The sequence below is a fragment of the Pseudomonas sp. LFM046 genome (assembly GCF_000949385.2).
Classification (GTDB): Bacteria; Pseudomonadota; Gammaproteobacteria; order Pseudomonadales; family Pseudomonadaceae; genus Metapseudomonas.
In genome coordinates this window covers 2,050,436-2,075,984 of the sequence record NZ_JYKO02000001.1, presented here as the reverse complement: position 1 = coordinate 2,075,984, position 25,549 = coordinate 2,050,436, and the positions used below count along the sequence as shown (strand labels likewise).

The following is a 25,549-nucleotide window of genomic DNA, read 5'->3' as shown; positions in this document are numbered from 1 at the left end:
GGGCCGCCGTGAAGAGAGACTGCCGATCAGATGTCGAGCAGCAGACGAGCCGGGTCTTCCAGCAGGTCCTTGATGGTGACCAGGAAGCTTACAGCCTCCTTGCCATCGATCAGGCGGTGGTCGTAGGACAGGGCCAGGTACATCATCGGCAGGATCACGACCTGACCGTTAACGGCCATCGGGCGTTCCTGGATCTTGTGCATGCCGAGGATGGCGGTTTGCGGCGGGTTGACGATCGGGCTGGAGAGCAGCGATCCGAACACGCCACCGTTGGAGATGGTGAAGGTACCGCCAGTCATCTCCTCGATGGTCAGCTTGCCGGCCTTGGCCTTCTTGCCGAAGTCAGCGATGCCGCCTTCGATTTCAGCCAGGCTCATGAACTCGGCATTGCGCAGCACCGGTACCACCAGGCCACGGTCGCTGGATACGGCAACGCCGATGTCCTGGTAGCCGTGGTAGACGATGTCGTTGCCGTCGATCGACGCGTTGACGCCCGGGAAGCGCTTGAGCGCCTCGGTGGCCGCCTTGACGAAGAAGGACATGAAGCCCAGGCGAATGCCGTTGTGCTTCTTCTCGAACAGGTCCTTGTACTTGGCACGCAGGTCCATGATCGGCTTCATGTTGACTTCGTTGTAGGTAGTCAGCATGGCCATGGTGGACTGGGCTTCGACCAGGCGCTCGGCGACCTTGGCACGCAGGCGGGTCATCGGCACGCGCTTCTCGATGCGATCGCCAGCGCCGAAGATCGGTGCCTCGCCAGCCGGAGCGGCCGGCTTGGCAGCGGCAGGAGCAGCAGCCGGGGCGGACTTCTTGGCTTCAACGGCGGCAACCACGTCTTCCTTGGTTACGCGACCGCCCTTGCCGGTACCGGCGATGCTGTTCGGGTCGATGCCGTTCTCCTCGGCCAGCTTGCGGGCGGCCGGGGACAGGATGGCGTCGTCGCCGGCAGCGGCGGCAGGAGCAGCAGCCTGGGCAGCGGGAGCAGCAGCCGGAGCGGCGGCGGCAGGAGCGGCAGCAGCAGCGCCAGCGTTCAGCTTGCCGAGCAGTTCGCCGCTGAGGACGGTGTCGCCCTCGTTCTTGACGATTTCAGCCAGGACGCCGTCGGCTTCAGCCAGGACTTCCATGACCACTTTGTCGGTTTCGATGTCAACGATCAGCTCGTCGCGCTTGACTGCATCGCCCGGCTTCTTGTGCCAGGTAGCCACGGTGCCGTCGGCAACCGATTCCGGGAAAGTGGGGGCTTTGATCTCGATAGCCATTATTCAGGGTTCCTATCTAATTCGGTTTCTTCTGCGCGAAGGCGTTAAACAGTAAAGGCGTCTTGCAGCAGTTTTTCCTGCTGCTCAGCGTGCATGGAGGCGTAGCCGCAAGCCGGTGCTGCGGAGCCTTCACGACCGGCGTACTCGAGGAACAGACCCTTCTTGTGGGCTGCCGCGACGCGACGCATGTGGTGCTGGCTGCAATACCAGGCGCCCTGGTTCATCGGCTCTTCCTGGCACCAGACGATGTGCTTGAGGTTCTTGTACGGAGCCAGAACTTCAGCCAGGTCGTCCTCAGGGAACGGATACAGCTGCTCGATACGCACGATGGCGATATCTTCGCGGCCTTCGGCACGACGCTTCTCCAGCAAGTCGTAATAGACCTTGCCGCTGCACAGGATCAGGCGGTCCACTTTCTTCGGATCGATCGCGTCGATCTCGTCGATGACGGTCTGGAAGGAGCCTTCGGCCAGATCTTCCAGGGTCGAGATGGCCAGCTTGTGACGAAGCAGGGACTTCGGAGTCAGGGCCACCAGCGGCTTGCGCAGCGGGCGGATCACCTGGCGGCGCAGCATGTGGTAGACCTGCGCCGGAGTGGTCGGCACACAGACCTGGATGTTGTGCTCGGCGCACAGCTGCAGGTAACGCTCCAGGCGCGCAGAGGAGTGCTCCGGCCCCTGGCCTTCGTAGCCGTGGGGCAGCAGCATGGTCAGGCCGCACAGGCGACCCCACTTGTGCTCGCCGCTGGTGATGAACTGGTCGACCACCACCTGGGCGCCGTTGGCGAAGTCACCGAACTGGGCTTCCCAGATCACCAGCGCGTTCGGCGTGGTGGTGGAGTAGCCGTATTCGAACGCCAGTACCGCCTCTTCCGACAGGTACGAGTCGTAAAGATCGAACTTCGGCTGATCAGCGAACAGGTGCTGCAGCGGCAGGTAGGTCCTGGCGTCCTTCTGGCTGTGCAGCGCCGCGTGGCGGTGCGAGAAGGTGCCACGGCCCACGTCCTGGCCGGTGATGCGAACCGGGTGGCCTTCGAACAACAGGGTGGCGTAGGCCATGGTCTCGGCGTAGCCCCAGTTGATCGGCATGGCGCCGGCGCCCATCTTCTGGCGGTCTTCGAGGATCTTGGCGACCTGGCGCTGGACCACGAAGCCTTCCGGGATCTCCTGCAGCTTGGTGGAGAGTTCCTGTAGGGTCTTCAGATCGAAGCGGGTGTCGTGGCGGGCAGTCCAGGCATGGCCCAGGTAGGGGCGCCAGTCGACGAAGAGCTCCTTGTTGGGCTCCTTCACCAGGCTCTTCACCACGTGCTGGCCGTTGTCCAGGGCGGTACGGTACTCGTCCACCTTGGCCTGAATGGCAGCGACATCCAGAACGCTGGAGGCGCTCAGGGCATCGGCGTACAGCTCACGGGTGGTGCGCTGCTTGGTGATCTGCTGGTACATCAGCGGCTGGGTGCCGCTAGGCTCGTCGGCCTCGTTGTGGCCACGACGGCGGTAGCAGACCAGGTCGATGACCACGTCACGCTTGAACTGCATGCGGTAGTCGACAGCCAGCTGGGTCACGAACAGTACGGCTTCCGGGTCGTCACCGTTCACGTGCAGGATCGGCGCCTGGATCATCTTGGCGACGTCGGTGCAGTACTCGGTGGAGCGAGAGTCTTCCGGACGGCTGGTGGTGAAGCCAACCTGGTTGTTGATGACGATGTGGATGGTGCCGCCCGTCTTGTAGCCACGGGTCTGCGACATCTGGAAGGTTTCCATGACCACGCCCTGACCGGCAAAGGCCGCGTCGCCGTGGATGGAGATCGGCAGAACCTTGTCGCCGGTCTTGTCCTGGCGGCGGTCCTGACGGGCACGCACGGAACCCTCGACCACCGGGGAAACGATTTCCAGGTGGGACGGGTTGAACGCCAGGGCCAGGTGGACTTCGCCGCCCGGGGTCATGACGTTGGAGGAGAAGCCCTGGTGGTACTTCACGTCACCGGAGGACAGACCCTCGGTCTTCTTGCCTTCGAACTCGTCGAACAGATCGCGCGGGTTCTTGCCGAAGGTATTGACCAGGACGTTCAGACGGCCGCGGTGGGCCATGCCGATGACGATTTCCTTGAGGCCATAGGAGCCGGAGCGCTGGATGATCTCGTCCAGCAGAGGAATCAGGCTCTCGCCACCTTCCAGGCCGAAACGCTTGGTGCCCGGGTATTTAGTGCCCAGGTACTTCTCCAGGCCTTCGGCAGCGGTCAGGCGCTCCAGCAGGTGGCTCTGGACTTCCGGCGAGAACGCGGGACGGCCGCGCACGCTTTCCAGACGCTGCTGGAACCACTTGCGTTGCTCGGAATCGACGATGTGGGTGAACTCGGCACCGATGGTGCGGCAATACGTCTCGTTGAGGGTCTGCTGAATCTCGCGCAGAGTAGCCTCTTCCTTGCCGATGTAGAGCTCACCAGTACGGAAGGTGGTATCGAGGTCGGCATCGGTCAGTCCGTAGTGACGGATCGACAGGTCAGCCGGAGCCGGACGCTGCCACAGGCCAAGCGGGTCGAGCTTGGAGGCCTGATGGCCGCGCATGCGGAAAGCCTGGATCAAACGCAGGACTTCAACCTGCTTCTTCTCGTGTTCACTGCTTACTGCACCAGCGGAAACCGGCTGGGCGCGGCGCTGATTCTTGGCGAGCAGGACGAAATGATCACGGACGGTGGAGTGCGAAACGTCGGTGGCAAGATTGCCGTCGGTCGGCAGCTTCTGGAAGTAAGTGCGCCACTCTTCGGGCACAGCGTTGGGATCGTGCAGGTAGAGCTCATAGAGCTCCTCCACATATGCAGCGTTACCACCGGATAGGTGGGCGCTGTTCCACATGCGCTGCATTTCGCTTTCTTGCATGCTTTGTCACCCTCGATAAGGGGACACTACCGGCATGGAACCAATAGGGCTAAGAAGTCCTGGCACAGCGACTGAAGCCACCAAGGATCCCGCAGATAGTCCGGGCACCAGCCCGGTTGCCCCTGCTGGTCATCTATATATATTTTTTCAATAAGGAACACGGCTTTGTGGGCTGCGTTCCTGGTTTTACTGCGGTACCGACCAAGGCCGGTACCGCAGGTGTTGCGGGTACAGCAATCGAATCAGGTACCGCTCTGCAGCAGCATGTTGCGTACGTGACCGATAGCCTTGGTCGGGTTCAGACCCTTCGGGCAGACGTTCACGCAGTTCATGATGCCGCGGCAACGGAACACACTGAACGGGTCGTCCAGCGCAGCCAGTCGCTCTTCGGTCTTGGTGTCGCGGCTATCGGCCAGGAAACGGTAGGCCTGCAGCAGCGCAGCGGGACCGAGGAACTTGTCCGGGTTCCACCAGAAGGACGGGCAGGAGGTCGAGCAGCAAGCGCACAGGATGCACTCGTACAGACCGTCCAGCTTCTCGCGATCTTCCGGGGACTGCAGACGCTCGATGGCCGGAGCCGGAGTATCGTTCTGCAGGAAGGGTTTCACCTTCTCGTACTGCTTGTAGAAGATGCTCATATCGACCACGAGGTCACGGATGACCGGCAGGCCCGGCAGCGGGCGAATCACCAGCTTGCCGCCCTTCAGACCGGCGGCGGACAGCGGAGTGATGCACGCCAGGCCGTTCTTGCCGTTGATGTTCATGCCGTCGGAACCGCAGACGCCTTCACGGCAGGAGCGACGATAGGAGAAGCCCTCGTCCTGCTCCTTGATCAGGGCCAGCACGTCGAGGACCATCACGTCCTTGCCGTCGGTGTCGATCTGGAAATCCTGCATGGTCGGAGCGCTATCGCGCTCCGGGTTGTAGCGATAGACGCTGACAGTGAGCTTGTTGGACATGTCGGCCACCCTTAATAAGTACGTACTTTGGGTTCGAACGCCGGAACAGTCTTCGGCGCGAAGTTGACGGCGCGCTTGGCAACGCGCTTCTCACCCGGGAAGTACAGGGTGTGGCACAGCCAGTTCTCGTCGTCGCGGTCTTCAAAGTCTTCGCGGGCATGGGCGCCACGGGACTCTTTACGGACTTCCGCGGCGATGGCGGTGGCTTCAGCGACTTCCAGCAGGTTCTGCAGCTCCAGCGCTTCGATACGCGCGGTGTTGAAGGCCTGGGACTTGTCGTTGATCTTGACGCTGGCGATGCGATCACGCAGCTCGGCGAGCTGGGCGATGCCCTTCTGCATGTATTCGCCGGTACGGAATACACCGAAGTAGTTCTGCATGCACTGCTGCAGCTCGCGCTTCAGCGGGGCAACTTCTTCGCCACTGCTGCGCTCGTTGACGCCGGACAGACGCTTGAGGGACTGCTCGATGTCGGTCTCGCTGGCGCCGCGCGCGTCGATACCTTCCTTGAGCGCCTTCTCCAGGTGCAGACCGGCAGCACGGCCGAATACCACCAGGTCGAGCAGCGAGTTGCCGCCCAGGCGGTTGGCACCGTGAACCGATACGCAAGCCACTTCGCCCACAGCAAACAGGCCTTCGACGATCTTGTCGTTGCCGTTGGCGTCCTGGGTGATGGCCTGGCCATGGATGTTGGTGGCTACGCCGCCCATCATGTAGTGGCAGGTCGGGATAACCGGGATCGGCGCGACGACCGGGTCGACGTGCGCGAAGGTCTTGGACAGCTCGCAAATGCCGGGCAGGCGGCTGTGCAGAACTTCCTCACCCAGGTGGTCCAGCTTCAGCAGTACGTGGTCCTTGTTCGGGCCCACGCCATTGCCGGCGATCACTTCCTTCACCATGGAGCGGGCGACCACGTCGCGACCGGCCAGGTCCTTGGCGTTCGGAGCGTAACGCTCCATGAAGCGCTCGCCATGGGCGTTGATCAGGTAACCACCCTCGCCACGGCAGCCTTCGGTCACCAGCACGCCGGCGCCGGCGATACCGGTCGGGTGGAACTGCCACATTTCGATGTCCTGAACCGGCACACCAGCGCGCAGGGCCATGCCCACGCCGTCACCGGTATTGATCAGGGCGTTGGTGGTGGAGGCGTAGATACGGCCAGCACCGCCGGTGGCCAGAACCACTGCCTTGGAGCGGATGTAGACGGTTTCGCCGGTCTCGATGCAGATGGCGATGATGCCGACGATGGCGCCGTCCTGGTTCTTCACCAGGTCAACGGCGTACCACTCGTTGAGGAACGAGGTGCCGCTCTTCAGGTTGGCCTGATACAGGGTGTGCAGCAGCGCGTGACCGGTACGGTCGGCAGCGGCACAGGTACGGGCAGCCTGGCCACCCTTGCCGAAGTCCTTGGACTGGCCACCGAACGGACGCTGATAGATGCGACCCTGCTCGGTGCGGGAGAACGGCAGACCCATGTGCTCCAGCTCGAACACGGCTTCCGGACCAACGGAGCACATGTATTCGATCGCGTCCTGGTCACCGATGTAGTCGGAGCCCTTGACGGTGTCGTACATGTGCCAGCGCCAATCGTCATTCGGGTCGGCCGACGCGATTGCGCAGGTGATGCCACCCTGGGCGGAAACGGTGTGGGAGCGGGTCGGGAAGACCTTGGTCACCACGGCGGTCTTGTGGCCGCCCTGGGCCAGTTGCAGCGCAGCACGCATGCCGGCGCCGCCGCCACCTACGATGATGGCGTCGAAAGAGAGAGTACGAATGCTAGCCATGGATCACACACCCCAGAGAATCTGCACGCCCCAGACGAAGAACGCGAACATTGCCATGCCGCATACCGCCTGGAACAGGAAACGCACGACAGTTGCCGCCTTGCCCAGCGCCATGGGCGTCAGGTAGTCGGTGGAGATGGTCCACATGCCGACCCAGGCGTGAACGCTCAGGGCGACGAGGGCCAGCAGGCTGAAGATGCGCATCGCGGTGTGGGAGAACAGACCGTGCCAGTCGGCATAGGTCAGACCGGGATTGAACAGCAGATATCCCAGCAGGAAGAGGAAATAAGCCGCGAGAACGACCGCAGAAACACGCTGGGCCATCCAGTCATAGAGACCCGAACGCGAGAAGTTCGTGACGTTGGTTACCATACCCACACCCCCAGCAGCACGATCAGCACCGCAGAAACTACGATGACGATTTTCGAGCCCAGCTTGCCGCCCTCGAGCGTCTCGCCGACGCCCGCATCCATTACCAGATGGCGCACACCGGCGACCAGATGGTAAAGCAGTGCGGACAGGAGGCCCCAAATCACCAGCTTGGCCAGCGGACTGGTCAGGCACGCTTTAACCTGCTCGAAGCCTTCCTCGGAGCTCAGCGACTTGTCGAGCGCGAACAGCAGCACGGCAATGCCGAAGAAGAGGATGACGCCAGAGATACGATGCAGGATGGACGTGTAAGCAGTGATGGGGAGTTTGATGGTCCTGAGATCTAGGTTTACAGGTCGTTGGCTATTCACGGCTTTTTTTTCACACTGAGGCCCCTAACAAGCAGGGCAAGTTGTCGGGAAGTGCACTGATCAGGTACCCCTCACCAAAGGGAGTGCCGACCACCAGAATACGGGCTCGAGGCCCTTGGTGATCGGGCGCTGAGTATAGACAGTTAGCTGACTAATGACAATGCAAACCCCTGCCCCCAATAGCGGATTGCGCTACCTATATAAAAGGCGTAAATAGCCCGCCTTTTTGCACCGAAAAACCCACGCAAACCCCACTACCACATGGGTTTCTTCAAATTGACATTCGAATTTATAGCTCTATAGTGTCCCGGGCCCTGCGTGGGGGGCTGTCTGATGATTTCAAGCATAACTAGGAGGCCGCTATGGCTGACAAAAAAGCGCAGTTGATCATCGAGGGCGCAGCCCCCGTAGAGCTGCCCGTTCTGTCCGGTACCATGGGACCCGATGTAGTCGATGTGCGGGGCCTGACCTCCACGGGCTGCTTCACCTTTGATCCTGGCTTTATGTCGACCGCCTCTTGCGAGTCGAAGATCACCTACATCGACGGCGACAAGGGCGTATTGCTGCACCGTGGCTATCCGATCGAACAGCTGGCGGAAAAGTCCGACTATCTGGAAACCTGCTATCTGCTGCTGAATGGCGAACTGCCGAACGCAGAAGAAAAGGCCAAATTCGTCGGCACCATCAAGAACCACACCATGGTTCACGAGCAGCTGAAGAGCTTCTTCAACGGCTTCCGCCGCGACGCCCACCCAATGGCGATCATGTGCGGCGTGGTCGGCGCCCTTTCCGCCTTCTACCACGACTCTCTGGACATCAATAATCCGCAGCACCGCGAAGTTTCGGCGATGCGCCTGGTCGCCAAGATGCCGACCATCGCGGCCATGGCCTACAAGTACTCCATGGGCCAGCCCATGATGTACCCGCGTAACGATCTGAACTACGCGGAAAACTTCCTGCACATGATGTTCAACACCCCGGCCGAGATCAAACCGATCAGCCCGGTGCTGGCCAAGGCCATGGACCGCATCTTCATCCTGCATGCAGACCACGAGCAGAACGCTTCTACTTCCACCGTTCGTCTGGCAGGTTCCTCCGGCGCCAACCCCTTCGCCTGTATCGCAGCCGGTATCGCGGCCCTCTGGGGTCCGGCTCACGGCGGCGCCAACGAAGCTGTGCTGACCATGCTGGACGAGATCGGCGATGTCTCGAACATCGACAAGTTCGTGGCCAAGGCCAAGGACAAGAACGACCCGTTCAAGCTGATGGGCTTCGGCCACCGCGTCTACAAGAACTTCGACCCGCGCGCCAAGGTCATGAAGCAGACCTGCGACGAGGTCCTGGCCGAGCTGGGCATCAACGACCCGCAACTCGAGCTGGCCATGAAGCTGGAAGAGATCGCGCGCAACGATCCTTACTTCAAGGAGCGCAACCTCTACCCGAACGTGGACTTCTACTCGGGCATCATCCTGAAAGCCATTGGCATTCCGACCAGCATGTTCACCGTGATCTTCGCCCTGGCGCGCACCGTGGGCTGGATCTCCCACTGGAAGGAAATGCTGTCCGGCCCGTACAAGATTGGCCGTCCGCGCCAGCTGTACACCGGCTACGAGCAGCGCGATTTCGTGCCGCTGGACGGCCGCAAGTAAGGCTGACCGCCCAAATGAAAAAGGCTGCCAATGGCAGCCTTTTTTTATTTCCAGTTCGTCTAACGTCTTTCCGCCCGGTCGCGCATCGCTTTCAGTGTATTGAAGGGTGCGTCGACCACGAAATTGTTCGCCAGCCAGGAAGGAACGCTGCCGCCCGGCTCGGTATGCACCTGGTAGGTCACCTCAACCTCCCCCGCCCCCTTTGGCACCAGTTTCCAGAATCCGCTTACCTCGGTAACCCGCACGTAGCCGATGGCCTCGGGCAGGTAGGTCGGCACACCTTCGAGGACACGCGTCACGCTGCCGTCCGCACCCAGTTGCGAAGTGACGTGCAACACCGAATCCCTCGGCGTCACTGGCCACGGCGTATTGAAGCGGGTGTAGGTCCAACTCTGCGCACCTTCGCTCTTGAGCAGCTTCTGATCTTTGCATTCGTGGATCCAGGCGCAGGACCCGACAACATCCTCCTGCAGAGCCCGCAGGGTGGCGATATCCGTCTTCATGGTGGCGACACCACGATAAGCCTTGTACTTGGAACCCGGCACGTCGCTCAGAAAGACCTTGATACCGTCCTCGTCCTTGGCCAGCTTCCAGTCCTCGGCATGGGCGGCGGATGCCGCGATCAGACCCAGGGCGCAAAGCGCCACGACCTTGAATTTCATGATCTCTCCTTGCTCATACAGTGCCGGCGCTCTGGGCCGGCGCATCGGTTAGGCTGCTGAAGTCGCCTGTTCGAGCCAGCCGATCAGACGAATGGCGTCCTCCCGGCTGTCGCCACAGACGTCGGGATCAGCACTGAAGTCGCTGCAGACAGCCGGCCGGCGTGGATCGCCGAACAGCAGGCAAAGGTTCTCTGACGAAAGATGCAGGCAGCGCTCACCCGCCGGCTTGCCCGCAGGCATACCCGGCAACGGAGAGCTGATTGATGGCGCTATGCAGCAGGCACCGCAGCCGGCGCGGCAATGCATGGTGAAGAACCTCGGAAACAGGAACAGGACAGCGGGAGCATGAATTCTACTTGGGCACAGGCGCTGCCGGCAGGCCCCCGATCACCGAAATCTGACGTGCTCGCAATTCATCCAGGCTGTCCCCGTTGTAGATCCGCGCCGTGAGCTTCCCTTCGTGGACCTCCAGCCCAACGCGCCGCGGGTCGCGCAGGTCGAAAATCTGATAGGCGTCGGACTGGCTGTGGAAGGCGCGCATGCGCGAGGTGAGATAGAAGGCCTGGGCCGCCGCAGCGCTCCAGCCCCCCTCCTCCCTCAACTGGCTGCCGGAGGACGGTACGACCAGGCGCCGACCGGACATGTCGTACCCCCCGGAAACTTCGCCAAACCCGAAGAATCGCTCATCCGCGTCCCGCCGCCAGGCAAGATAAAGGCGATTCAGCCGCGGCTCTCCCAGGGCCACCGTCAATATCATGCCGCGCTCACCATCATCGGACAGGGTCAGCACATAGCTGCTCAGGCTTCCATCTGCGCAGCGCAGATGCCCCTTCAGCAACAGCCTGGACCCCAGCCTCTCGAAGGCTTCCAGGCTCTGTTCGCGGCAAAGCAGATCACGCCGGTCGCGCAGTTCTCCGCCGCCATGGGCGACATAGGCCTGCCCGATACCAGCCGCAAGGAAGCCCCCATCGGCGCCCCAGAGCAGCTTTTCCGGCCGGCCCAGCGGATACACCACAAAAGCCTGACCTCGCCACGCCAGGCGATAGCGCCCAAAGTCGAAATCCCGTGCCACCGCGAAGGCGGGCGGCAGATGCAACTCAGCCACCACTGGCTCCTTGCGCCAGGTGTCGGCGGCCCGCAGAACCGCGATCAGCACCCCGAGCAACACCAGCAGTGCGAAGCTGAACCCGCGCCACGAGGTCATGAACCGCCCCTTTCCTTGAGAATCAGGACCCATTAGGCTTGCGCCCCCCTCTCAACAGAGACTCTCCCACCATGCCCGTCTGGATGCAGACCGCCACCTTACTCACCCTGTCCAACATCTTCATGACGTTCGCCTGGTATGGGCACCTGAAGACCCTCAACACCAAACCCTGGGTGATTGCTGCACTGGTCAGCTGGGGCATTGCCCTGTTCGAATACATGATCATGGTGCCGGCCAACCGAATCGGCTACACGGAGCTCTCGGTCGGCCAGCTGAAGATCATGCAGGAAGTGGTGACCCTGGCCGTATTCGTCCCCTTCAGCGTGCTCTACATGCAGCAGCCGCTGAAGCTGGACTATCTGTGGGCGGGGTTTTGCCTGCTGGGCGCCGTCTACTTCATTTTCCGCAGCTAGGCGACCTGATCGTCGACCAGGCGTTGTTGGAAATCGGCTCGAATGCTCATTGACGGTCGTCAACTCCGCCTTCTCCCCGCTTTCCGCCTAGCCTGGTCTTAGCTCAGGGACGCCTAGTCCTCGCGTACCTGCTATGCCGGCTTTTTCAGCCGTGCGATCAGGCTTGAGGTATCCCAGCGCCCGCCCCCCATGGCCTGGACCTCCGCATAGAACTGGTCCACCAGCGCCGTCACCGGCAATTGCGCGCCATTGCGCGCAGCCTCATCCAGCACGATGGACAGGTCCTTGCGCATCCAGTCCACGGCAAAGCCGAAATCGAATTGGCCCTCCAGCATGGTCTGGTGGCGATGCTCCTGCTGCCAGGACTGGGCCGCCCCCTTGCTGATCACCTCCATGGCGGCCTGGGCGTCCAGTCCGGCGCACTGGGCAAAATGCAGCGCCTCGGCGAGCCCTTGCAATAAGCCGCCGACGCAGATCTGGTTGACCATCTTGGTCAACTGCCCGCTGCCGACAGGGCCCATGCGGCGGGTCATCTTGGCGTAGCTGTCGATCACCGGAGCCGCCCGGTCAAAGAACGCCTGCTCGCCCCCCACCATCACCGACAGCATGCCCGCTTCAGCCCCTGCCTGACCGCCAGAAACCGGCGCATCAAGGAAGCCCAGTTCACGCTCGGCGGCCAGGACCGCCATTTCCCGAGCCACATCCGCCGACGCCGTGGTGTGGTCCACCAGGATCGAACCGGGCGCCATGCCGGCGAAGGCGCCATCCGCCCCCAGAAGCACGGCGCGCAAGTCGTCGTCATTGCCGACGCAGACCATCACGAACTCCGCCCCTGCCGCCGCCTCTCGCGGAGTGGGGAAGGCATCACCGCCGAACTCGTCGCACCAGAGCTCAGCCTTGGCGGCCGAACGGTTGTAGACCCGCACCGAATGCCCTTCGCAGGCCAGGTGCCCAGCCATGTTGAAGCCCATCACCCCCAGACCGATGAACGCTACTTCAGCCATTGTTGTTCTCCTTCGTCGACCTGCGGAAAAGCCTAACACGCAGTTTGCCGCCCCGCGAAAGCGCCACCATACTCGCTCGTGGCTGGACCGTTCGTTGCCAAGGAGATTCGCATGCCCCACTGGCTGGTCATCGACCTGGAAGCCACCACCGAAGAAGGTGGCTGGCCCCTGGAGGAAATGGAAATCATCGAGATCGGTGCATCGCTGGTGCGTGCGGATGGTCATGAGGTGGACCATTTCCAGCGTTTCGTGCGGCCGGTACGACGGCCCTGCCTGACCGGTTTCTGCCGCCAGCTCACTCATATCAGCCAGGCGGATGTGGACGGTGCCGCAAACCTGCCCCAGGTCTGGCCGGCCTTCGAGCGCTGGCTCGGCCACCATAGCCCGCGTCTGGTGGGCTGGGCCAGTTGGGGTGACTACGATCGCCGACAACTGGAACAGGAGTGGCGGATGCACGGCCTGGACAGCCTGCTGGCCGCCGTGCCTCACCTGAATCTCAAGCAGCGCTTTGCCGAAGCGCGCCAGCTCAGGCGCGCCGTGGGACTGCATGCCGCGCTGCAATTGGCCGGCCTGAATTTCCAGGGCCAGCAACATCGCGCCCTGGAAGATGCCCGCAATACCGCTCGACTATTGCCGCTGGCCTTGCCCTAGAGACTGCTGCCCCTTTGAAGCGCTAACAACCCGCAGGCTCGGCCCCTCCAGGGGTGGACATGGCTGAGCCATGCCCCACCCTGCAAGGTCATTCCTGCGTCAAAGCACCTGACCGAGGAAGGCCTGCGCCCGCGGGTCCTTAGGCTGGGAGAAGAACTGCGCGGGGGGCGCGTCTTCCAGCAGTTTGCCGTGGTCGAAGAACAGCACCCGGTCCGCCACTTCGCGAGCGAAGCCCATTTCGTGGGTCACGCAGACCATGGTCATGCCTTCCTGGGCCAGCTGCTTCATCACGTCCAGCACTTCGCCGACCATTTCCGGGTCCAGCGCCGAGGTGGGTTCGTCGAACAGCATCACCTTGGGCTCCATGCACAGGGCACGGGCGATGGCCACGCGCTGCTGCTGGCCGCCGGAGAGGCGCGAGGGGTACTCGTTGGCCTTCTGCGCGATACCGACCTTGGCCAGCAGCGCCTGGGCCTTGGCCTCGCGCTCGGCCTTGCCGCGTTTGCGCACCACTTTCTGCGCCAGGCAGAGGTTCTCCAGCACGGTCATGTGCGGGAACAGGTTGAAGTGCTGGAACACCATGCCTACCTCGCGGCGGTAGGCGTTCACGTCGGTCTTCGGGTCGGCGAGGTCGACACCGTCGATGACGATCGAGCCGGAGTCCAGCTCTTCCAGGCCGTTCAGGCAGCGCAGGAAGGTGGACTTGCCCGAGCCGGACGGCCCCAGTACCACCAGTACTTCGCCCTTGGCCACCGAGGTGCCGACATTGTCTACCGCACGTACCAATTGACCACGAGCGTTGAAGGTCTTAACCAGATCACGGACTTCAATCACTTTTCCCGAGCCTCCGCTCCAGACTGTTGGCGATTTGCGACAGCGGCAGGTTGATGAGCAGGTAGAGCGCCGCTACGCAGAACCAGATCTCGAAGGTGGAGAACGAGGTGGTGATCGCTTCGCGGCCGCTCTTGGTCAGCTCGGTGATGGCGATCACCGAGACCAGCGAGGTGTCCTTCACCAGGCTGATGAACTGCCCGGCCAGGGGCGGCAGCACGCGCTTGAAGGCCTGGGGCAGGATCACGTGGCGCATGGACTGGCCGCCGGTCAGGCCCAGGGAACGGGCCGCTTCGTTCTGGCCACGAGCAATGGACTGCACGCCGGCGCGGACGATCTCGCCCACATAGGCACCGGTGAACAGCGCCAGCGCCGCCACCCCGGCGAACTCGCGGGAGAGGTTCAGCACCGTGCCGATGAAGAAGTAGAAGATGAAGATCTGCACCAGCAGCGGCGTGCCGCGTACCAGTTCGACATAGACGGTGGACAGGTCGCGCAGCGTGGGGTTGGGCGACAGCCGGCAGAGGCCGGTGAACAGGCCGATCAGCAGACCGATGGCGCCGGACAGCGCGGAAATCCACAGGGTGGTCCAGAGGCCCCAGAGCAGCGGGCCGGCCGCCCAGTGACGGGTCACACCGATCTGGTCGCCTTCGGAAACCTCGTCGCCCTGGCTGACCTGCAGGCTGTCCTCGGCCACTTCCAGCACCTGCTCCTGGCCGCCCTCGGCGGCCAGGGTCACGCGGGCGTTGCCGCCGGCCTCGACGATGGCGCTGACGGTGCCGTAGTCGGCGGCCCGCTGGCCTTCTTCCGCCTGGTAGGCGAAGTACTGGGGCACGCGGTTCCAGCGCCACTCATAGGAAATCAGCGAGGTGGAATACCAGAGCGTGTAGGCCAGCATGAGCAGGATCAGACCTGTCAGCAGGTGCCAGTGCAACTGGCCGGCCCGTTTTGACCCTGCTCGCGCGGGGCCCTTGCCCAGCGCTTGCCACGGCAGTTGAAGTTTTTTTTGCGTATTCATGGAGAGTTCTCGGCCTCAGGCTTCAAGGGCGCAATCGACTGGGGCGGGCCGCTCACCCGCCCCAGTCGATCGACGTGTCGCTTATTCCATTTCCTTGAGCCAGTCCGTGCTCTTGAACCACTTGGCATGGATGCGCGCGTAGCTGCCGTCTTCCTTGGCCTGGCGCAGGTAGTTGTTGATCCAGTTGAGGCTGTCGTAATCGGCCTTCTTCAGGCCGAAGGCCAGCGGCTCGTAGGTGAAGGGCTCTTCCAGGAACGCCAGCTTGCCGGCGCCGGCCTTGTTCACCGCCACCACGTTGTACGGGGCGTCGTAGATGAAGGCGTCAGCCTTGCCGTTGACCACGTCCATCACCGCTTCCTGCTCGTTGTCGAAGCCGTGGTACTGGGCCTTGGAGATCAGCTTCTTGGCCACCATTTCGCCGGTGGTGCCGATCTTCGAGGTGATGCGGTACTTGGCATCGTTCAGGTCCTTGCAGGACTTGATCTCGCCTTGCAGCTCCTTGCGGACCAGCAGGGTCTGGCCGACCACGATGAAGGGCTCGGAGAAGTTGATGCGCAGGTTGCGCTCCTGGGTCAGGGTCATGCCGGAACCGATCATGTCGAACTTGTCGGTCAGCAAGGCCGGGATGATGCCGTCGTAGCTGGTGGACACCAGCTCCAGCTTGACGCCCATGGACTTGGCCATGGCCTTCAGCAGGTCGACTTCGAAGCCGATGATCTCGCCGCGCTTGTTGGTCATCTCGAAGGGCATGTAGGTCGGGTCCATGCCGACCCGCAGCGTACCGCGTTTGACAGCATCATCAATGGCACCGGCATGGGCCGAGAGCCCGGTGAGCATGCAGCCCGAAAGTACAAGCATCGACAGGATCTTTCTCATGGTTATCTCTTCTTGTTGAGGGAGGCTTTGGAACGTACAGGTACTTAATTGCACGCTCCTGTCTATACATGTAGGCAAAACACAGGCCAATCCCGCAGCCGAGGCGGAGATCGCCGTGTCGCAATGAGGTCAGCGAAGTTGCCAAGCCAAAGGCCCGTGCTCCAGGGATCGGCTTGTTACTGCCTGTTACATGCAATGGGAAATTTATTCCCGTTGAGTATGAAAGGTCTGAAATCGTGGTAGGTGATATCCGGAAAGCCTCGCGTTCACCAGGCCGCGCAAATACCTTCCGGGACCGGATCGATAGTGACGCTGGCAACGGCCTTGGGCATACTGTCGGGCCCTTTCAGACCCCATCCAGGAGCCCAGCATGTTCAAGGTCAACGAATACTTCGACGGCACCGTCAAATCCATCGCCTTCGGCATGACCGAGGGTCCGGCCACCATCGGCGTGATGGCCGCCGGTGAATACGAATTCGGCACCAGCCAGCTGGAAGTGATGCACGTCATCGCCGGCGCCCTGACCGTGAAACTGCCGGGCAGCGATGCCTGGGAAACCTTCGCCGCCGGCAGCAAGTTCACCGTTCCGGCCAACAGCAAGTTCCAGCTGAAAGTCGCTCAGGACACCGCCTATCTCTGCGAATACCGCTAAGGTTCGGCCGTCACGAAAAAGCCCCGCGATGCGGGGCTTTTTTTGTGGCTGGTTGTGGCAATCAGAGCCGTATCCGCCAGGCCGGTCCCAGTCTGCAGGGTGGGCTTCAGCCCACCAACCGGGGGCCCTGATTCAGATCAGGTTCGGCTCCATCTCCAGCTCCACGCCGAAGCGTGTGGCGATATCAGCACGGATGCGCTGGGCGAGGTCATGGAGTTGGCTGCCAGTGGCCGAGCCGTAGTTCACCAGCACCAGAGCCTGCAGGCGGTGTACGCCGGCATCGCCATCGCGGAAGCCCTTCCAGCCGGCGCGATCGATCAGCCAGCCGGCGGCCAGCTTCACCTGCCCGTCTGCCTGCGGATAGGCCACCAAGTCTTCATGTTCGCTGCGCAAACGCTGGGCCTGCTCGGCGCTGACCAACGGATTCTTGAAGAAACTGCCCGCATTGCCCAGCTCCATCGGGTCCGGCAGTTTCTCGCGGCGGATGGCGCAAATGGCTCGGCTGACGTCCTTCGCCGTCGGCGCAGTGATGCCCTCCTCCTGAAGATGCTGGCGTACCGGGCCGTAGTCCAGGCGCAGATCCGGCTGGCGGCTGAGGTTGAAGCGCACGCGAAGGATCAGCCAACGGCCGGCCTCGCGCTTGAACAGGCTGTCGCGGTAGGCGAACTGGCAGTCCTCGAGGCTGAACTCCCGCAGCTCGCCGGTTTCCCGGTCCAGCGCAGTCAGTCCAGCGAACACATCCTTCAGCTCCACGCCGTAGGCGCCGATGTTCTGCATGGGCGCAGCGCCCACCGTGCCGGGAATCAGACTGAGGTTTTCCAGACCACCCAGGCCCTGCTCCAGGGTCCAGATCACCAGGGGATGCCAGGGCTCGCCAGCCTCGGCCTCCAGCAGGACCTTCACGCCGTCATCGGCCAGAACGCGAATACCCCGGCTGGCCATGCGCAATACCAGGGCGTTTACGTCTCCGGTCAGCAGCAGGTTGCTGCCGCCGCCGATCACCAGCAATGGCAGACCACGCTCCGCAGCCAGGGTAATGCCCTCACGAACTTCCGCATCGTCATGGGCGGCCGCGAACAGCCGGGCCTTCACATCCACGCCGAAGGTGTTGTAGGGCTTGAGGGACAGGTTTTCGTGCAGGACCAGGCTCACAGGCGCCCCCTTATTTCCAGGATCAGCGCATCGCAAGCCTGCTCTACCAGGTCAAGCACTGCCTCGAAGCCCTCTTCACCGCCGTAGTACGGGTCCGGCACCTCATCCAGGGCCAGTTGGTAGCGACGAAGGAAAAGGTCCAGTTCGGCCGCCGCACCGGCAGGACGCAGCCGGCGCAGGTTGGCCAGATTGCTTTCATCCATCGCCAGGATCAGGTCGAAGCGACCGAAATCCTCGACGGCTACCTGCCGTGCGCGCAGCTGGGACAGGTCATAGCCGCGACGCTGGGCAGCAACGCGGGTGCGGGCATCCGGCGCCTTGCCCACGTGCCAGTCACCGGTGCCCGCGGAATCCACCTGCACCAACGCGTCCAAGCCCGCTTCCCGCAGCTTGTGCAGGAACACGCCTTCGGCGGTCGGCGAACGGCAGATGTTGCCGAGGCAAACGAAGAGAACGCGCATCAAGCCCCCAGCAAGCGCCGTACGCGCTCCAGGTCTTCCGGCGTATCCACTCCGGCGGGCGGCGCTTCCAGGGCATCAGCCACGTGGATGCGCACGCCATGCCAGAGCGCCCGCAGTTGCTCCAAGCATTCGGTGTTTTCCAGCCAGCACGGGCCCCAGGCGACGAAGTCATGGAGGAAGCCGGCGCGGTAGGCGTAGATGCCGATGTGGCGACGGTAAGGCACGTCGGCGGGCAACTGGTCGCGACTGGAGGCAAAGGCATCGCGGGCCCAGGGCAGCGGCGCGCGGCTGAAGGTCAGGGCCAGTCCGTTGAGGTCGGCCGCCACCTTCACCACGTTGGGATTGAACAGCGCCTGGACGTCGTGGATCGGCTCGGCGAGGGTGGCGATACCCGCTTCCGGGTGAGCCGCGAGATTGGCCGCCACCTGATCGATGATCGCCGGCGGAATCAACGGTTCGTCGCCCTGCACATTGACCACGATGGCGTCGCTCGGCAGACCAAGCTGGCTAGCCACTTCGGCCAGCCGGTCGGTGCCGGAATTGTGGTCCACGCGCGTCAGCAGGACCTCGGCACCGAAGGCCTGGCAAGCCTCGACGATGCGCGCGTCATCGGTAGCCACCACTACGCGCTGGGCGGCACTGCGGCACGCCTGCTCCCAGACGTGCTGGATCATCGGCTTGCCGGCGATGTCCTGCAGCGGCTTGCCGGGCAGTCGGGTGGAGGCGTAGCGGGCAGGAATGACGACGGTGAAAGCCTGGGTCATTTGTCCAGCCGCTCGTCGACATTCAGGCTGCGGGCTTCACCTTCCAGCATCACCGGAATGCCATCGCGTACCGGGAAGGCCAGGGCGTCGGCCTTGCAGATGAGTTCGCTCTTGTCATCGGTCAGCTTCAGCGGGCCCTTGCACAGGGGGCAGGCGAGGATGTCGAGGAGTTTCGGGTCCATGGGGAAATCCTTGAGGGCAGCCCGCAGGCTGCTTGGGTTAGAAGCGGTCAGGCAGCAGGCGGGCCAGCTGCTCGTCGAACCAGGCGACGAAGGCCGGCGACGGTGCGGCGTCCACCGCCAGGTACCACCAGTCGGCTGCCGCGAAGGCTCGGCACTTCACCGCATCCTTCTCGGTCATCAGCACTGGCAGTGGAGGCGCAAAAGCCAGGGCCTCGGGACTGTAGACAGCGTGATCGGCGAAGGGGTGCGGAATCGGGCGCCAGTTTAGCGCCTCCAGGGTCCTGAAGAAACGCTGGGGGTTGCCGATGCCGGCCACGGCGTGGACGCCTTGTTCCGGGGGAAAGTGATCGAGCCCCACGTGCTCGCCGCTTTGCAGGTTCACCAGCACACTCGGCCGCAGCGTGAAGGAGAAGCCTTCAGCGGAGTCCGCTTCGGCGCCATTGCGCAGCACCGCGTCCACGGAGTCCAGGCGCTCCGGCGGCTCTCGCAAGGGGCCGGCTGGCAGACAACGGCGATTGCCCAGACCTCGGGCAGCATCGATCAGCACCAGCTCCAGATCGCGGCCCATTCGGTAATGCTGCAGACCGTCATCGCTCAGGATCAGGTCCAGGTCTTCCTGCTCCAGCAACTCGCGTACCGCGCGGGAACGATCCGGGTCGATCATCAGGGGCACGCCACTGCGCTGAACGATCAGCAGCGGCTCGTCGCCGGCGAGTTCGGCGCCCTGCTCGGCGCGTACCCGCCAGGGCAACTGCGGCGGTTTGGCGCCATAGCCACGGCTGACCACGCCGACGCGCAATCCGCGCGCCCGGCAGTGCTCGATGAGCCAGAGAATCATGGGCGTCTTGCCCGTGCCGCCGACCGTGATGTTGCCGACGACGATCAGGGGCACCGGCGAACGGTAGCTGCCGCCCTGCCCCGCCAGGAAGGTGGCGCGCTTGCGCTCGGCCACCCGGCGATAGAGCCATTCCAGCGGCGCCAGCAGGCCCAATGCCGGATGGCCCCGGTACCAGGCGTTCAGCAGACGGTCGGAGAAGGCCATCAGGGCTTCTTGGCCGGTTCGGACTCGATGGTGGTCATGCGCAGGTGGCTGAAACCGAGCTTGCCGGCAGCGTCCATGGCGGTGACCACCGACTGATGGGTGGTGCGGGCATCGGCAGTGATCACCAGCGGCAGGCTGTTGTCACCCTCGGACTCGCGCCCCATGGCGGCGATCAGGGTGGCGAGGTCGCTCTTCACCAGGGCCTGGCCATTGAGCGAGTACTGGCCATCGGCGGCGATGGACAGTTCCAGGGTCTTGAGCTGGGTTTCCTCGGGCGGCGTGCCGCTCACCGCTTCAGGCAGCTCGATCTTCAGCTGGCTGGGCTTGCTGAAGGTCGTCGTCACCACGAAGAACAGCAGCAGCACGAAGATCACATCGATCAGCGAAGTGAGGTTGAGGAACACCTCTTCGCGGGCGACATTGCCCGCCCGGCGACGGAACTTCACGCTTTGGCTTCCTCTGCGAAGTCGACCTCGCGATCACCCTGGACCACTTCCACCAGCTTGATCGCCTCCTGCTCCATGGCCACCACCAACTCGTCGACGCGGCGCAGCAGATAGCGATGGAAGAACACGGCCGGGATGGCCACGATCAGGCCTGCAGCGGTGGTCACCAGGGCCTTGGCGATACCGCCGGCCAGCACCGGTGCGTTGGCCATGCCGTTTTCCATGAAGCCGCCGAAGATGTCGATCATGCCGAACACGGTGCCCAGCAGACCCAGTAGCGGAGCCATGGCGGCAATGGTGCCAAGGGCGTTGAGGTAGCGTTCCAGTTCGTGGATGACCCGGCTGGCAGCTTCCTCGATGCACTCCTTCATGATCTCGCGACCATGCTTGGAGTTGGCCAGGCCAGCGGCCAGCACTTCACCCAGGGGAGAGGAAGCGCGCAGATCCTTGAGTTTCTGGCTGTTCAGCTGTTTGTCCTTGATCTGGCGCCAGACCTGACCCAGCAGGTGTGGTGGCGATACCCGGCTGATACGCAGGGTCCACAGACGTTCGGCAATGATCGCGGTAGCAGCGATGGAACACAGAATGATCGGCAGCATCATCCAGCCACCGGCTTTGACCAACTCCCACACGGTAGGAAATCCCCTTCGGAAAATTGGCGCCACTCTAGCATAGGGTCAGGCTGTCGCCGACCGGCGCCGTTCTCATTTTTCCCTCCAGAACACGGACTTTTCTCGCTCGGCTTCCAGCTCACCGTGGGCCCCCAGGCGCAACAGCAGGGCGCCCTCCTCCGCCGTATCGTGGATGTCGGCTGGCAGCGCCTGGAGACGCGAAACGACCAGCGGATGCGGGTGCCCATAGGAATTCAGGTGCCCTCGGGAAATCACCACCTTCTGCGGCGCCACAGCACGCAAAAAGAAGCTCGCCGAGGAGGTTCGGCTGCCGTGATGGCCCGCCACCAGCCAGCGCGCGGACAGGGGCTGGCCGCTGGCCACCCAGGCGGCTTCGCCACGCGCGCCCAGGTCGCCGGACAGGAGGATGCGTTCACCGCCTGCCTCGACGGACAACACGCAGGAACTGTCATTGCCGTCTCCGGCCTGGGCCGGGTGCCAGACCAGAAAGTCCACGCCATCCCAGTTCCAGGATTCCCCTGCCGAGCACAGCTCCGCCGCCAACTCGGCAGGCAGACGGCCCGGTTCGCCGCTGAGCACGCGATCCACCGCCAGCGCCTTTGTGACGGCCTGGGCTCCACCGGCGTGGTCGTTGTCGGCATGGCTGAGCAGCATCAGATCGAGTCGGGACACGCCCAATCCGCGCAGGGTTGGCACTACCACCCGCGCCCCGATATCGAAATCGCCCCGACGCGGACCCGCGTCATAAAGCAATGCATGGTTCCGCGTACGCACCAGCACCGAGAGGCCCTGCCCCACGTCCAGCACGCGAACTTCCGCCTGGCCAGGTACCGGGCGATCGAGGGGCGGGAACAATATGGGCAACAGCAGCGCAAAACCGAGGGCGCGCAGGGGCAAGCCGGCGGGAGCGATCAGCAGGAGCACGCCCAATGCACTCAGCAGCCATGCCCAAAGCGGGACCTGGGCCGGAATCCAGGCCGGTACCTGCTGTGCAGTCCAATCCAGGACCTGGAACAACAGCCCCAAAGCCCCACCGGCCAGCCAGAGCAAACCCTCGCCCACCAGGGGAACCGGCAGCAGGAAGGTTCCCAGCAAGGCCGACGGCAGCACCACCAGACTGATCCAGGGCACCGCCAGCAGGTTGGCCAACGGACCGCTCAGACTGATGGGCAAGGCCAGCGCCAGCAGCAGCGGTACCAAGCCCAGCCCCATGACCCACTGGGCGCGCCACCAGGTTCGCCACCATCGCCAGGCACCCAGGCGACCGGCGAATGCCAGCACCAGCAACACGACCGAGCCGAACGACAGCCAGAAGCCTGGCTGCAACACCACCAGCGGCTCGGCCAGCAGTACCGCGCAGAGCGCGATGAGCAACGGCGTCAGCACTCCCAGGTGACGGAAGCGCAGGCGCCAGAGCAGGACCACGGCGAGCATCACGCAGGCGCGCTGGACTGGCACATCGAATCCCGCCAGGATTCCGTACCCCAAGCCGCCCGAGAAGGCCATGGCGCATGCCCAGGGCAGCCAGGGGAGACGTTGGGGCCAGAGGCCGAGGCGCGCCAGTCCGGCCACCAGGCCATAGAGCACGCCCGCGAACAGGGTGATGTGCTGGCCGGAAATCACCATCAAGTGGGTGGTACCGGTGTCTTGCAGCAGACGCCAATCGCTGTCCTGCAGTCCGGAGCCATCCCCCAGCACCAGCGCAGCCAGCCCTCCCGCCCGGCCCTGGGCATCTACCGCGAGGATGCTCTGGCGCAGGCTGTCGCGCCAGGCGGCCGGCCCGGCCGATGCTTGCAGCCTTTCCCCCGCCTTCACCGATCCCGTTCCGCCAATGCGCCGCGTCAGCAGCCAAGCCTCATAGTCGAACGTGGCAGGATTGACCAGTCCACGGGGGCGCTTGAGGCTGACGGCCAGGCGCCAGCGTTCGCCCGCCAGCACGGGCGGCCCGTCGAGCCAGGACAGGCGCAAGCGCATCGGCAGCGTGGCTCGGGAAGATTCCACGTCCTCCAGCTCGAAGCGGATCACGCCATCGGCCGCGGCGGGCAGGCCGACCACCCTGCCCTCCAGCCAGCGGACCTGGCCGTCCAGTTCCGGGGAGAGACGATCGTCCAGTGCCCACTGGGCGCTCAGGCAGGCCCAGCCAAGTCCGAGCAGGAAGAATCCCAGGCGCCAGGCGCGCCCGACCAGTAGCAGCAAACCGAGGATCAACTGGAGATGTAGCCACCAGACGGGCGGTAAGGCGGGCATCCAGCGCAATAGAAGAAGGCCTGCGGCAAGCGCGAGCAGGCCCGAAAGCATGGGCATTGCGTTCCCCTTCCCTGGGACGGGAACCGCCACGAATCCGTTTTGCAGGATTCGCCGGCCATCCCGGCCTACGCTGTCCCCTGTTAATGTGCCGACACAAAGTGTCCCGGCGGTGTCATTTTCGAGTGTGCATAATACCCGGCGCTTTTGTCCGCCAGAGACCGCCCATGCCGCGTCGCATCTTCAAACGCTACATGCCGAATCCGGACACCATCAGGGATCACAAGTCCCTGCGTTTTCTCGGCACCCTGATCCACGACCCCAACCTTTGGCACCTCAATCGCCATTCGGTCGCCCGCGCCATGGCCATGGGCCTGTTCGCTGCCTTTATTCCCATTCCCATGCAGATGCTGCTGGCCGCCGGCCTGGCCATCATGGTCCGCGCCAACCTGCCGATCTCCGTCGGCCTGGTCTGGCTGACCAACCCGATCACCATGCCCCCGGTCTTCTACTGCACCTACAAGATGGGGGCGTGGATCATGCAGATTTCTCCGCGCGCCCTACCCGATGAACTGACCTGGGAGTGGATCACCCAGGAACTTTCCACCCTCTGGCAGCCGTTTCTCCTAGGCTCCGTTGTCTGCGGCATCCTGACTGGCGCGGTCGCGTACATGCTGACCATGCTCTACTGGCGCTGGTGGGTCGGCCATAGTTGGCGCAAGCGCCAGAAGGCCCGACGGGACGTCAGCCGCTGAAACGAAAACGCCGCATTCGATGCGGCGTTTTCGTTTGCGGGGCGGGCCTCATTCGTAGCGCAGGGCTTCGGCCGGCTGGGTCTGGGCCGCGCGCCAGGCGGGATACAGCGTGGCGAGGAAGCTCAGCACCAGGGCAGCGGTGCAGATCAGAGCCACGTCGCCCAATTGCAGGTCAGACGGCAGGTAGCTGACGAAGTAGACGTCGGAACTGAAGATCTGCCGGCCGCTGACGCGCTCCAGGGTGGCGATCCAGGTGCTGACGTTGAGTGCGGTGATAATCCCCAGGACGGTGCCGATCAGGGTGCCGATCACGCCGATCACGCTGCCCTGAACCATGAACACCGCCATGATCTGCCTGGGCGTAGCGCCCAAGGTGCGAAGGATGGCGATATCGGCGCGCTTGTCGGCAACGACCATGATCAGCGTGGCGATGATGTTGAAAGCGGCGACGGCCACGATCAGCAGGAGCAGCAGGCCGATCATGGTCTTTTCCATTTCCATGGCGCTGAACAGGCTGCCCTGGGTGTGAGTCCAGTCATCCGCCCGGTAGCCCTGCCCCAGTTCGGCGACAATCTGCTTCGACACTTCCGGCGCGAGGAAAAGGTCCTTCAGGGCAAGGCGCACGCTCTGAACCTGGCCGTCCTGCAGGCGCTGGATGGCGGAGGCATCGGCGATGTTGATCAGCGCCAGGGAGCTGTCCAGTTCGGCGCCCACTTTGAACACACCCACCACATTGAGACGCTGCATGCGCGGGGTGATGCCGCCGGGCGCACTGCTCACCTCGGGCACGATCAGGGTCAGCTTGTCGCCGACGTTGAGACGGAAGCGCCGCGCGGTGATCTCGCCGATGACGATGCCGGACTCACTGGGTTTCAGGTCCTCCAGCTTCCCCTGCACCATGTGCTTGCCGATGATGGAGACCTTGGTCTCTTCCTTCGGGTCAATGCCGTTGATCTGCACCGGCTGCATCGTGCCCCGGTAAGAGAGCATGCCCTCCAGCTCCGCAAAGGGCACCGCCCCCACCACTTCAGGGTGCTTCATGGCCGCATCGGCCACGCGGCGCCAGTCATCCAGCGGCTGCTCGGCGCTGAGGGTGGCGTGGGACACCATGCCGAGGATCCGCGAGCGCATTTCCTTCTGGAAGCCGTTCATCACCGAGAGCACCACGATCATGGCCAGCACGCCCAGGGCGAGGCCGATCATCGAGGTCAGCGAGATGAAGGAGATGAAATGGTTACGGCGCTTGGCGCGGGTATAGCGCGTGCCGATGAAGATCGGGAGAGGTCTGTACAT

At 63.4% G+C, this 25,549-nt stretch carries 27 protein-coding genes; 5 read left to right on the top strand and 22 right to left on the bottom strand.

The features are described from left to right. Nucleotides 1–26: 26 nt before the first annotated feature. The 6 genes from odhB to sdhC all read right to left on the bottom strand — a co-directional run bounded on the left by odhB (nucleotide 27) and on the right by sdhC (nucleotide 7,618). Nucleotides 27–1,259 (bottom strand): 2-oxoglutarate dehydrogenase complex dihydrolipoyllysine-residue succinyltransferase, encoded by a 1,233-nt coding sequence (gene odhB / locus TQ98_RS09630; protein ID WP_044875209.1) that lies wholly within the window; start codon nucleotides 1,257–1,259, stop codon nucleotides 27–29. A 44-nt stretch (nucleotides 1,260–1,303) separates the two neighbouring features. Continuing rightward, entirely contained in the window at nucleotides 1,304–4,135 is a 2,832-nt protein-coding gene (locus TQ98_RS09625) for a 2-oxoglutarate dehydrogenase E1 component (RefSeq protein ID WP_044875208.1), read from the bottom strand. Nucleotides 4,136–4,377: 242 nt separating this feature from the next. Further along, the gene (locus TQ98_RS09620) at nucleotides 4,378–5,094 is read right to left on the bottom strand and encodes a succinate dehydrogenase iron-sulfur subunit (RefSeq protein ID WP_044875207.1); all 717 of its coding nucleotides are present in this window, start codon (nucleotides 5,092–5,094) and stop codon (nucleotides 4,378–4,380) included. An 11-nt stretch (nucleotides 5,095–5,105) separates the two neighbouring features. Beyond that, nucleotides 5,106–6,878 carry a succinate dehydrogenase flavoprotein subunit gene (gene sdhA, locus TQ98_RS09615; protein WP_044875206.1) on the bottom strand — a complete coding sequence of 591 codons (1,773 nt, stop codon included), beginning with the start codon at nucleotides 6,876–6,878 and terminating at the stop codon, nucleotides 5,106–5,108. Between the two features lie 3 nt (nucleotides 6,879–6,881). After that, on the bottom strand, nucleotides 6,882–7,250 hold the full coding sequence (gene sdhD, locus TQ98_RS09610; protein WP_044875205.1) for a succinate dehydrogenase, hydrophobic membrane anchor protein: 369 nt from the start codon (nucleotides 7,248–7,250) through the stop codon (nucleotides 6,882–6,884). Then, nucleotides 7,244–7,618, bottom strand: coding sequence for a succinate dehydrogenase, cytochrome b556 subunit (sdhC, locus tag TQ98_RS09605; RefSeq protein ID WP_044875204.1), 375 nt, complete (start codon nucleotides 7,616–7,618; stop codon nucleotides 7,244–7,246). The genes sdhD and sdhC overlap by 7 nt, the downstream gene beginning before the upstream one ends. Nucleotides 7,619–7,980: 362 nt before the next feature. Here sdhC and gltA point away from each other — a divergent pair, with 362 nt between their 5' ends. Beyond that, on the top strand, nucleotides 7,981–9,267 hold the full coding sequence (gene gltA, locus TQ98_RS09600) for a citrate synthase (protein WP_044875203.1): 1,287 nt from the start codon (nucleotides 7,981–7,983) through the stop codon (nucleotides 9,265–9,267). Between the two features lie 59 nt (nucleotides 9,268–9,326). On the opposite strand, the gene TQ98_RS09595 is transcribed toward gltA, so the two are convergent. The 3 genes from TQ98_RS09595 to TQ98_RS09585 are packed head-to-tail and all read right to left on the bottom strand — an operon-like array spanning nucleotide 9,327 to nucleotide 11,133. After that, on the bottom strand, nucleotides 9,327–9,929 hold the full coding sequence (locus TQ98_RS09595; RefSeq protein ID WP_044875202.1) for an START domain-containing protein: 603 nt from the start codon (nucleotides 9,927–9,929) through the stop codon (nucleotides 9,327–9,329). Between the two features lie 48 nt (nucleotides 9,930–9,977). Beyond that, entirely contained in the window at nucleotides 9,978–10,235 is a 258-nt protein-coding gene (locus TQ98_RS09590; RefSeq protein ID WP_082073318.1) for a YkgJ family cysteine cluster protein, read from the bottom strand. Between the two features lie 46 nt (nucleotides 10,236–10,281). Then, nucleotides 10,282–11,133, bottom strand: coding sequence for a hypothetical protein (locus TQ98_RS09585; RefSeq protein WP_044875201.1), 852 nt, complete (start codon nucleotides 11,131–11,133; stop codon nucleotides 10,282–10,284). A 71-nt stretch (nucleotides 11,134–11,204) separates the two neighbouring features. On the opposite strand from TQ98_RS09585, the gene TQ98_RS09580 reads away from it, so the two are divergent. Continuing rightward, a complete protein-coding gene (locus tag TQ98_RS09580; RefSeq protein WP_044875200.1) occupies nucleotides 11,205–11,546 on the top strand; it encodes a DMT family protein in 342 nt (113 codons plus the stop codon). 131 nt (nucleotides 11,547–11,677) lie between these two features. Here the strand turns inward: TQ98_RS09580 and TQ98_RS09575 are convergent, their stop codons facing one another. After that, a complete protein-coding gene (locus tag TQ98_RS09575; protein WP_044875199.1) occupies nucleotides 11,678–12,550 on the bottom strand; it encodes an NAD(P)-dependent oxidoreductase in 873 nt (290 codons plus the stop codon). A 111-nt stretch (nucleotides 12,551–12,661) separates the two neighbouring features. Here TQ98_RS09575 and TQ98_RS09570 point away from each other — a divergent pair, with 111 nt between their 5' ends. Beyond that, complete coding sequence (locus TQ98_RS09570) at nucleotides 12,662–13,201, top strand: exonuclease domain-containing protein (RefSeq protein WP_044875198.1); 540 nt, start codon at nucleotides 12,662–12,664, stop codon at nucleotides 13,199–13,201. A 99-nt stretch (nucleotides 13,202–13,300) separates the two neighbouring features. Here TQ98_RS09570 and TQ98_RS09565 read toward each other — a convergent pair whose 3' ends face one another. From TQ98_RS09565 to TQ98_RS09555, 3 genes are all read right to left on the bottom strand, one after another. Further along, complete coding sequence (locus tag TQ98_RS09565; RefSeq protein ID WP_044875197.1) at nucleotides 13,301–14,035, bottom strand: amino acid ABC transporter ATP-binding protein; 735 nt, start codon at nucleotides 14,033–14,035, stop codon at nucleotides 13,301–13,303. Beyond that, nucleotides 14,028–14,930, bottom strand: coding sequence for an amino acid ABC transporter permease (locus tag TQ98_RS09560; protein ID WP_103103137.1), 903 nt, complete (start codon nucleotides 14,928–14,930; stop codon nucleotides 14,028–14,030). The genes TQ98_RS09565 and TQ98_RS09560 overlap by 8 nt, the downstream gene beginning before the upstream one ends. A gap of 201 nt (nucleotides 14,931–15,131) precedes the next feature. Beyond that, on the bottom strand, nucleotides 15,132–15,926 hold the full coding sequence (locus TQ98_RS09555; protein WP_103102929.1) for a transporter substrate-binding domain-containing protein: 795 nt from the start codon (nucleotides 15,924–15,926) through the stop codon (nucleotides 15,132–15,134). A gap of 370 nt (nucleotides 15,927–16,296) precedes the next feature. Here TQ98_RS09555 and TQ98_RS09550 point away from each other — a divergent pair, with 370 nt between their 5' ends. Next, entirely contained in the window at nucleotides 16,297–16,578 is a 282-nt protein-coding gene (locus TQ98_RS09550) for a pyrimidine/purine nucleoside phosphorylase (protein WP_044875096.1), read from the top strand. 132 nt (nucleotides 16,579–16,710) lie between these two features. On the opposite strand, the gene murB is transcribed toward TQ98_RS09550, so the two are convergent. The 8 genes from murB to TQ98_RS09510 form a co-directional block, all read right to left on the bottom strand. Beyond that, complete coding sequence (murB, locus tag TQ98_RS09545; RefSeq protein ID WP_044875095.1) at nucleotides 16,711–17,730, bottom strand: UDP-N-acetylmuramate dehydrogenase; 1,020 nt, start codon at nucleotides 17,728–17,730, stop codon at nucleotides 16,711–16,713. Next, on the bottom strand, nucleotides 17,727–18,191 hold the full coding sequence (locus TQ98_RS09540) for a low molecular weight protein-tyrosine-phosphatase (protein ID WP_044875094.1): 465 nt from the start codon (nucleotides 18,189–18,191) through the stop codon (nucleotides 17,727–17,729). Before TQ98_RS09540 ends, murB begins: the two co-directional genes overlap by 4 nt. Continuing rightward, nucleotides 18,191–18,955, bottom strand: a complete 765-nt coding sequence (gene kdsB / locus TQ98_RS09535) for a 3-deoxy-manno-octulosonate cytidylyltransferase (RefSeq protein ID WP_044875093.1) — start codon at nucleotides 18,953–18,955, stop codon at nucleotides 18,191–18,193. Before kdsB ends, TQ98_RS09540 begins: the two co-directional genes overlap by 1 nt. After that, nucleotides 18,952–19,137 (bottom strand): Trm112 family protein, encoded by a 186-nt coding sequence (locus tag TQ98_RS09530; protein ID WP_044875092.1) that lies wholly within the window; start codon nucleotides 19,135–19,137, stop codon nucleotides 18,952–18,954. The genes kdsB and TQ98_RS09530 overlap by 4 nt, the downstream gene beginning before the upstream one ends. Before the next feature lie 37 nt (nucleotides 19,138–19,174). Further along, nucleotides 19,175–20,179 carry a tetraacyldisaccharide 4'-kinase gene (lpxK, locus tag TQ98_RS09525; RefSeq protein WP_044875091.1) on the bottom strand — a complete coding sequence of 335 codons (1,005 nt, stop codon included), beginning with the start codon at nucleotides 20,177–20,179 and terminating at the stop codon, nucleotides 19,175–19,177. Further along, nucleotides 20,179–20,625: a biopolymer transporter ExbD gene (locus tag TQ98_RS09520; RefSeq protein ID WP_044875090.1), complete on the bottom strand. Its 447-nt coding sequence runs from the start codon at nucleotides 20,623–20,625 to the stop codon at nucleotides 20,179–20,181. Before TQ98_RS09520 ends, lpxK begins: the two co-directional genes overlap by 1 nt. Further along, complete coding sequence (locus TQ98_RS09515) at nucleotides 20,622–21,257, bottom strand: MotA/TolQ/ExbB proton channel family protein (protein WP_044875089.1); 636 nt, start codon at nucleotides 21,255–21,257, stop codon at nucleotides 20,622–20,624. The genes TQ98_RS09520 and TQ98_RS09515 overlap by 4 nt, the downstream gene beginning before the upstream one ends. A 72-nt stretch (nucleotides 21,258–21,329) precedes the next feature. Continuing rightward, nucleotides 21,330–23,555, bottom strand: coding sequence for a DNA internalization-related competence protein ComEC/Rec2 (locus TQ98_RS09510; RefSeq protein WP_044875475.1), 2,226 nt, complete (start codon nucleotides 23,553–23,555; stop codon nucleotides 21,330–21,332). Nucleotides 23,556–23,728: 173 nt separating this feature from the next. Between TQ98_RS09510 and TQ98_RS09505 the strand changes: the two genes are divergently transcribed. Next, nucleotides 23,729–24,256, top strand: a complete 528-nt coding sequence (locus TQ98_RS09505; RefSeq protein WP_044875088.1) for a DUF2062 domain-containing protein — start codon at nucleotides 23,729–23,731, stop codon at nucleotides 24,254–24,256. A 48-nt stretch (nucleotides 24,257–24,304) separates the two neighbouring features. On the opposite strand, the gene TQ98_RS09500 is transcribed toward TQ98_RS09505, so the two are convergent. Further along, nucleotides 24,305–25,549, bottom strand: coding sequence for a lipoprotein-releasing ABC transporter permease subunit (locus TQ98_RS09500; protein ID WP_044875087.1), 1,245 nt, complete (start codon nucleotides 25,547–25,549; stop codon nucleotides 24,305–24,307).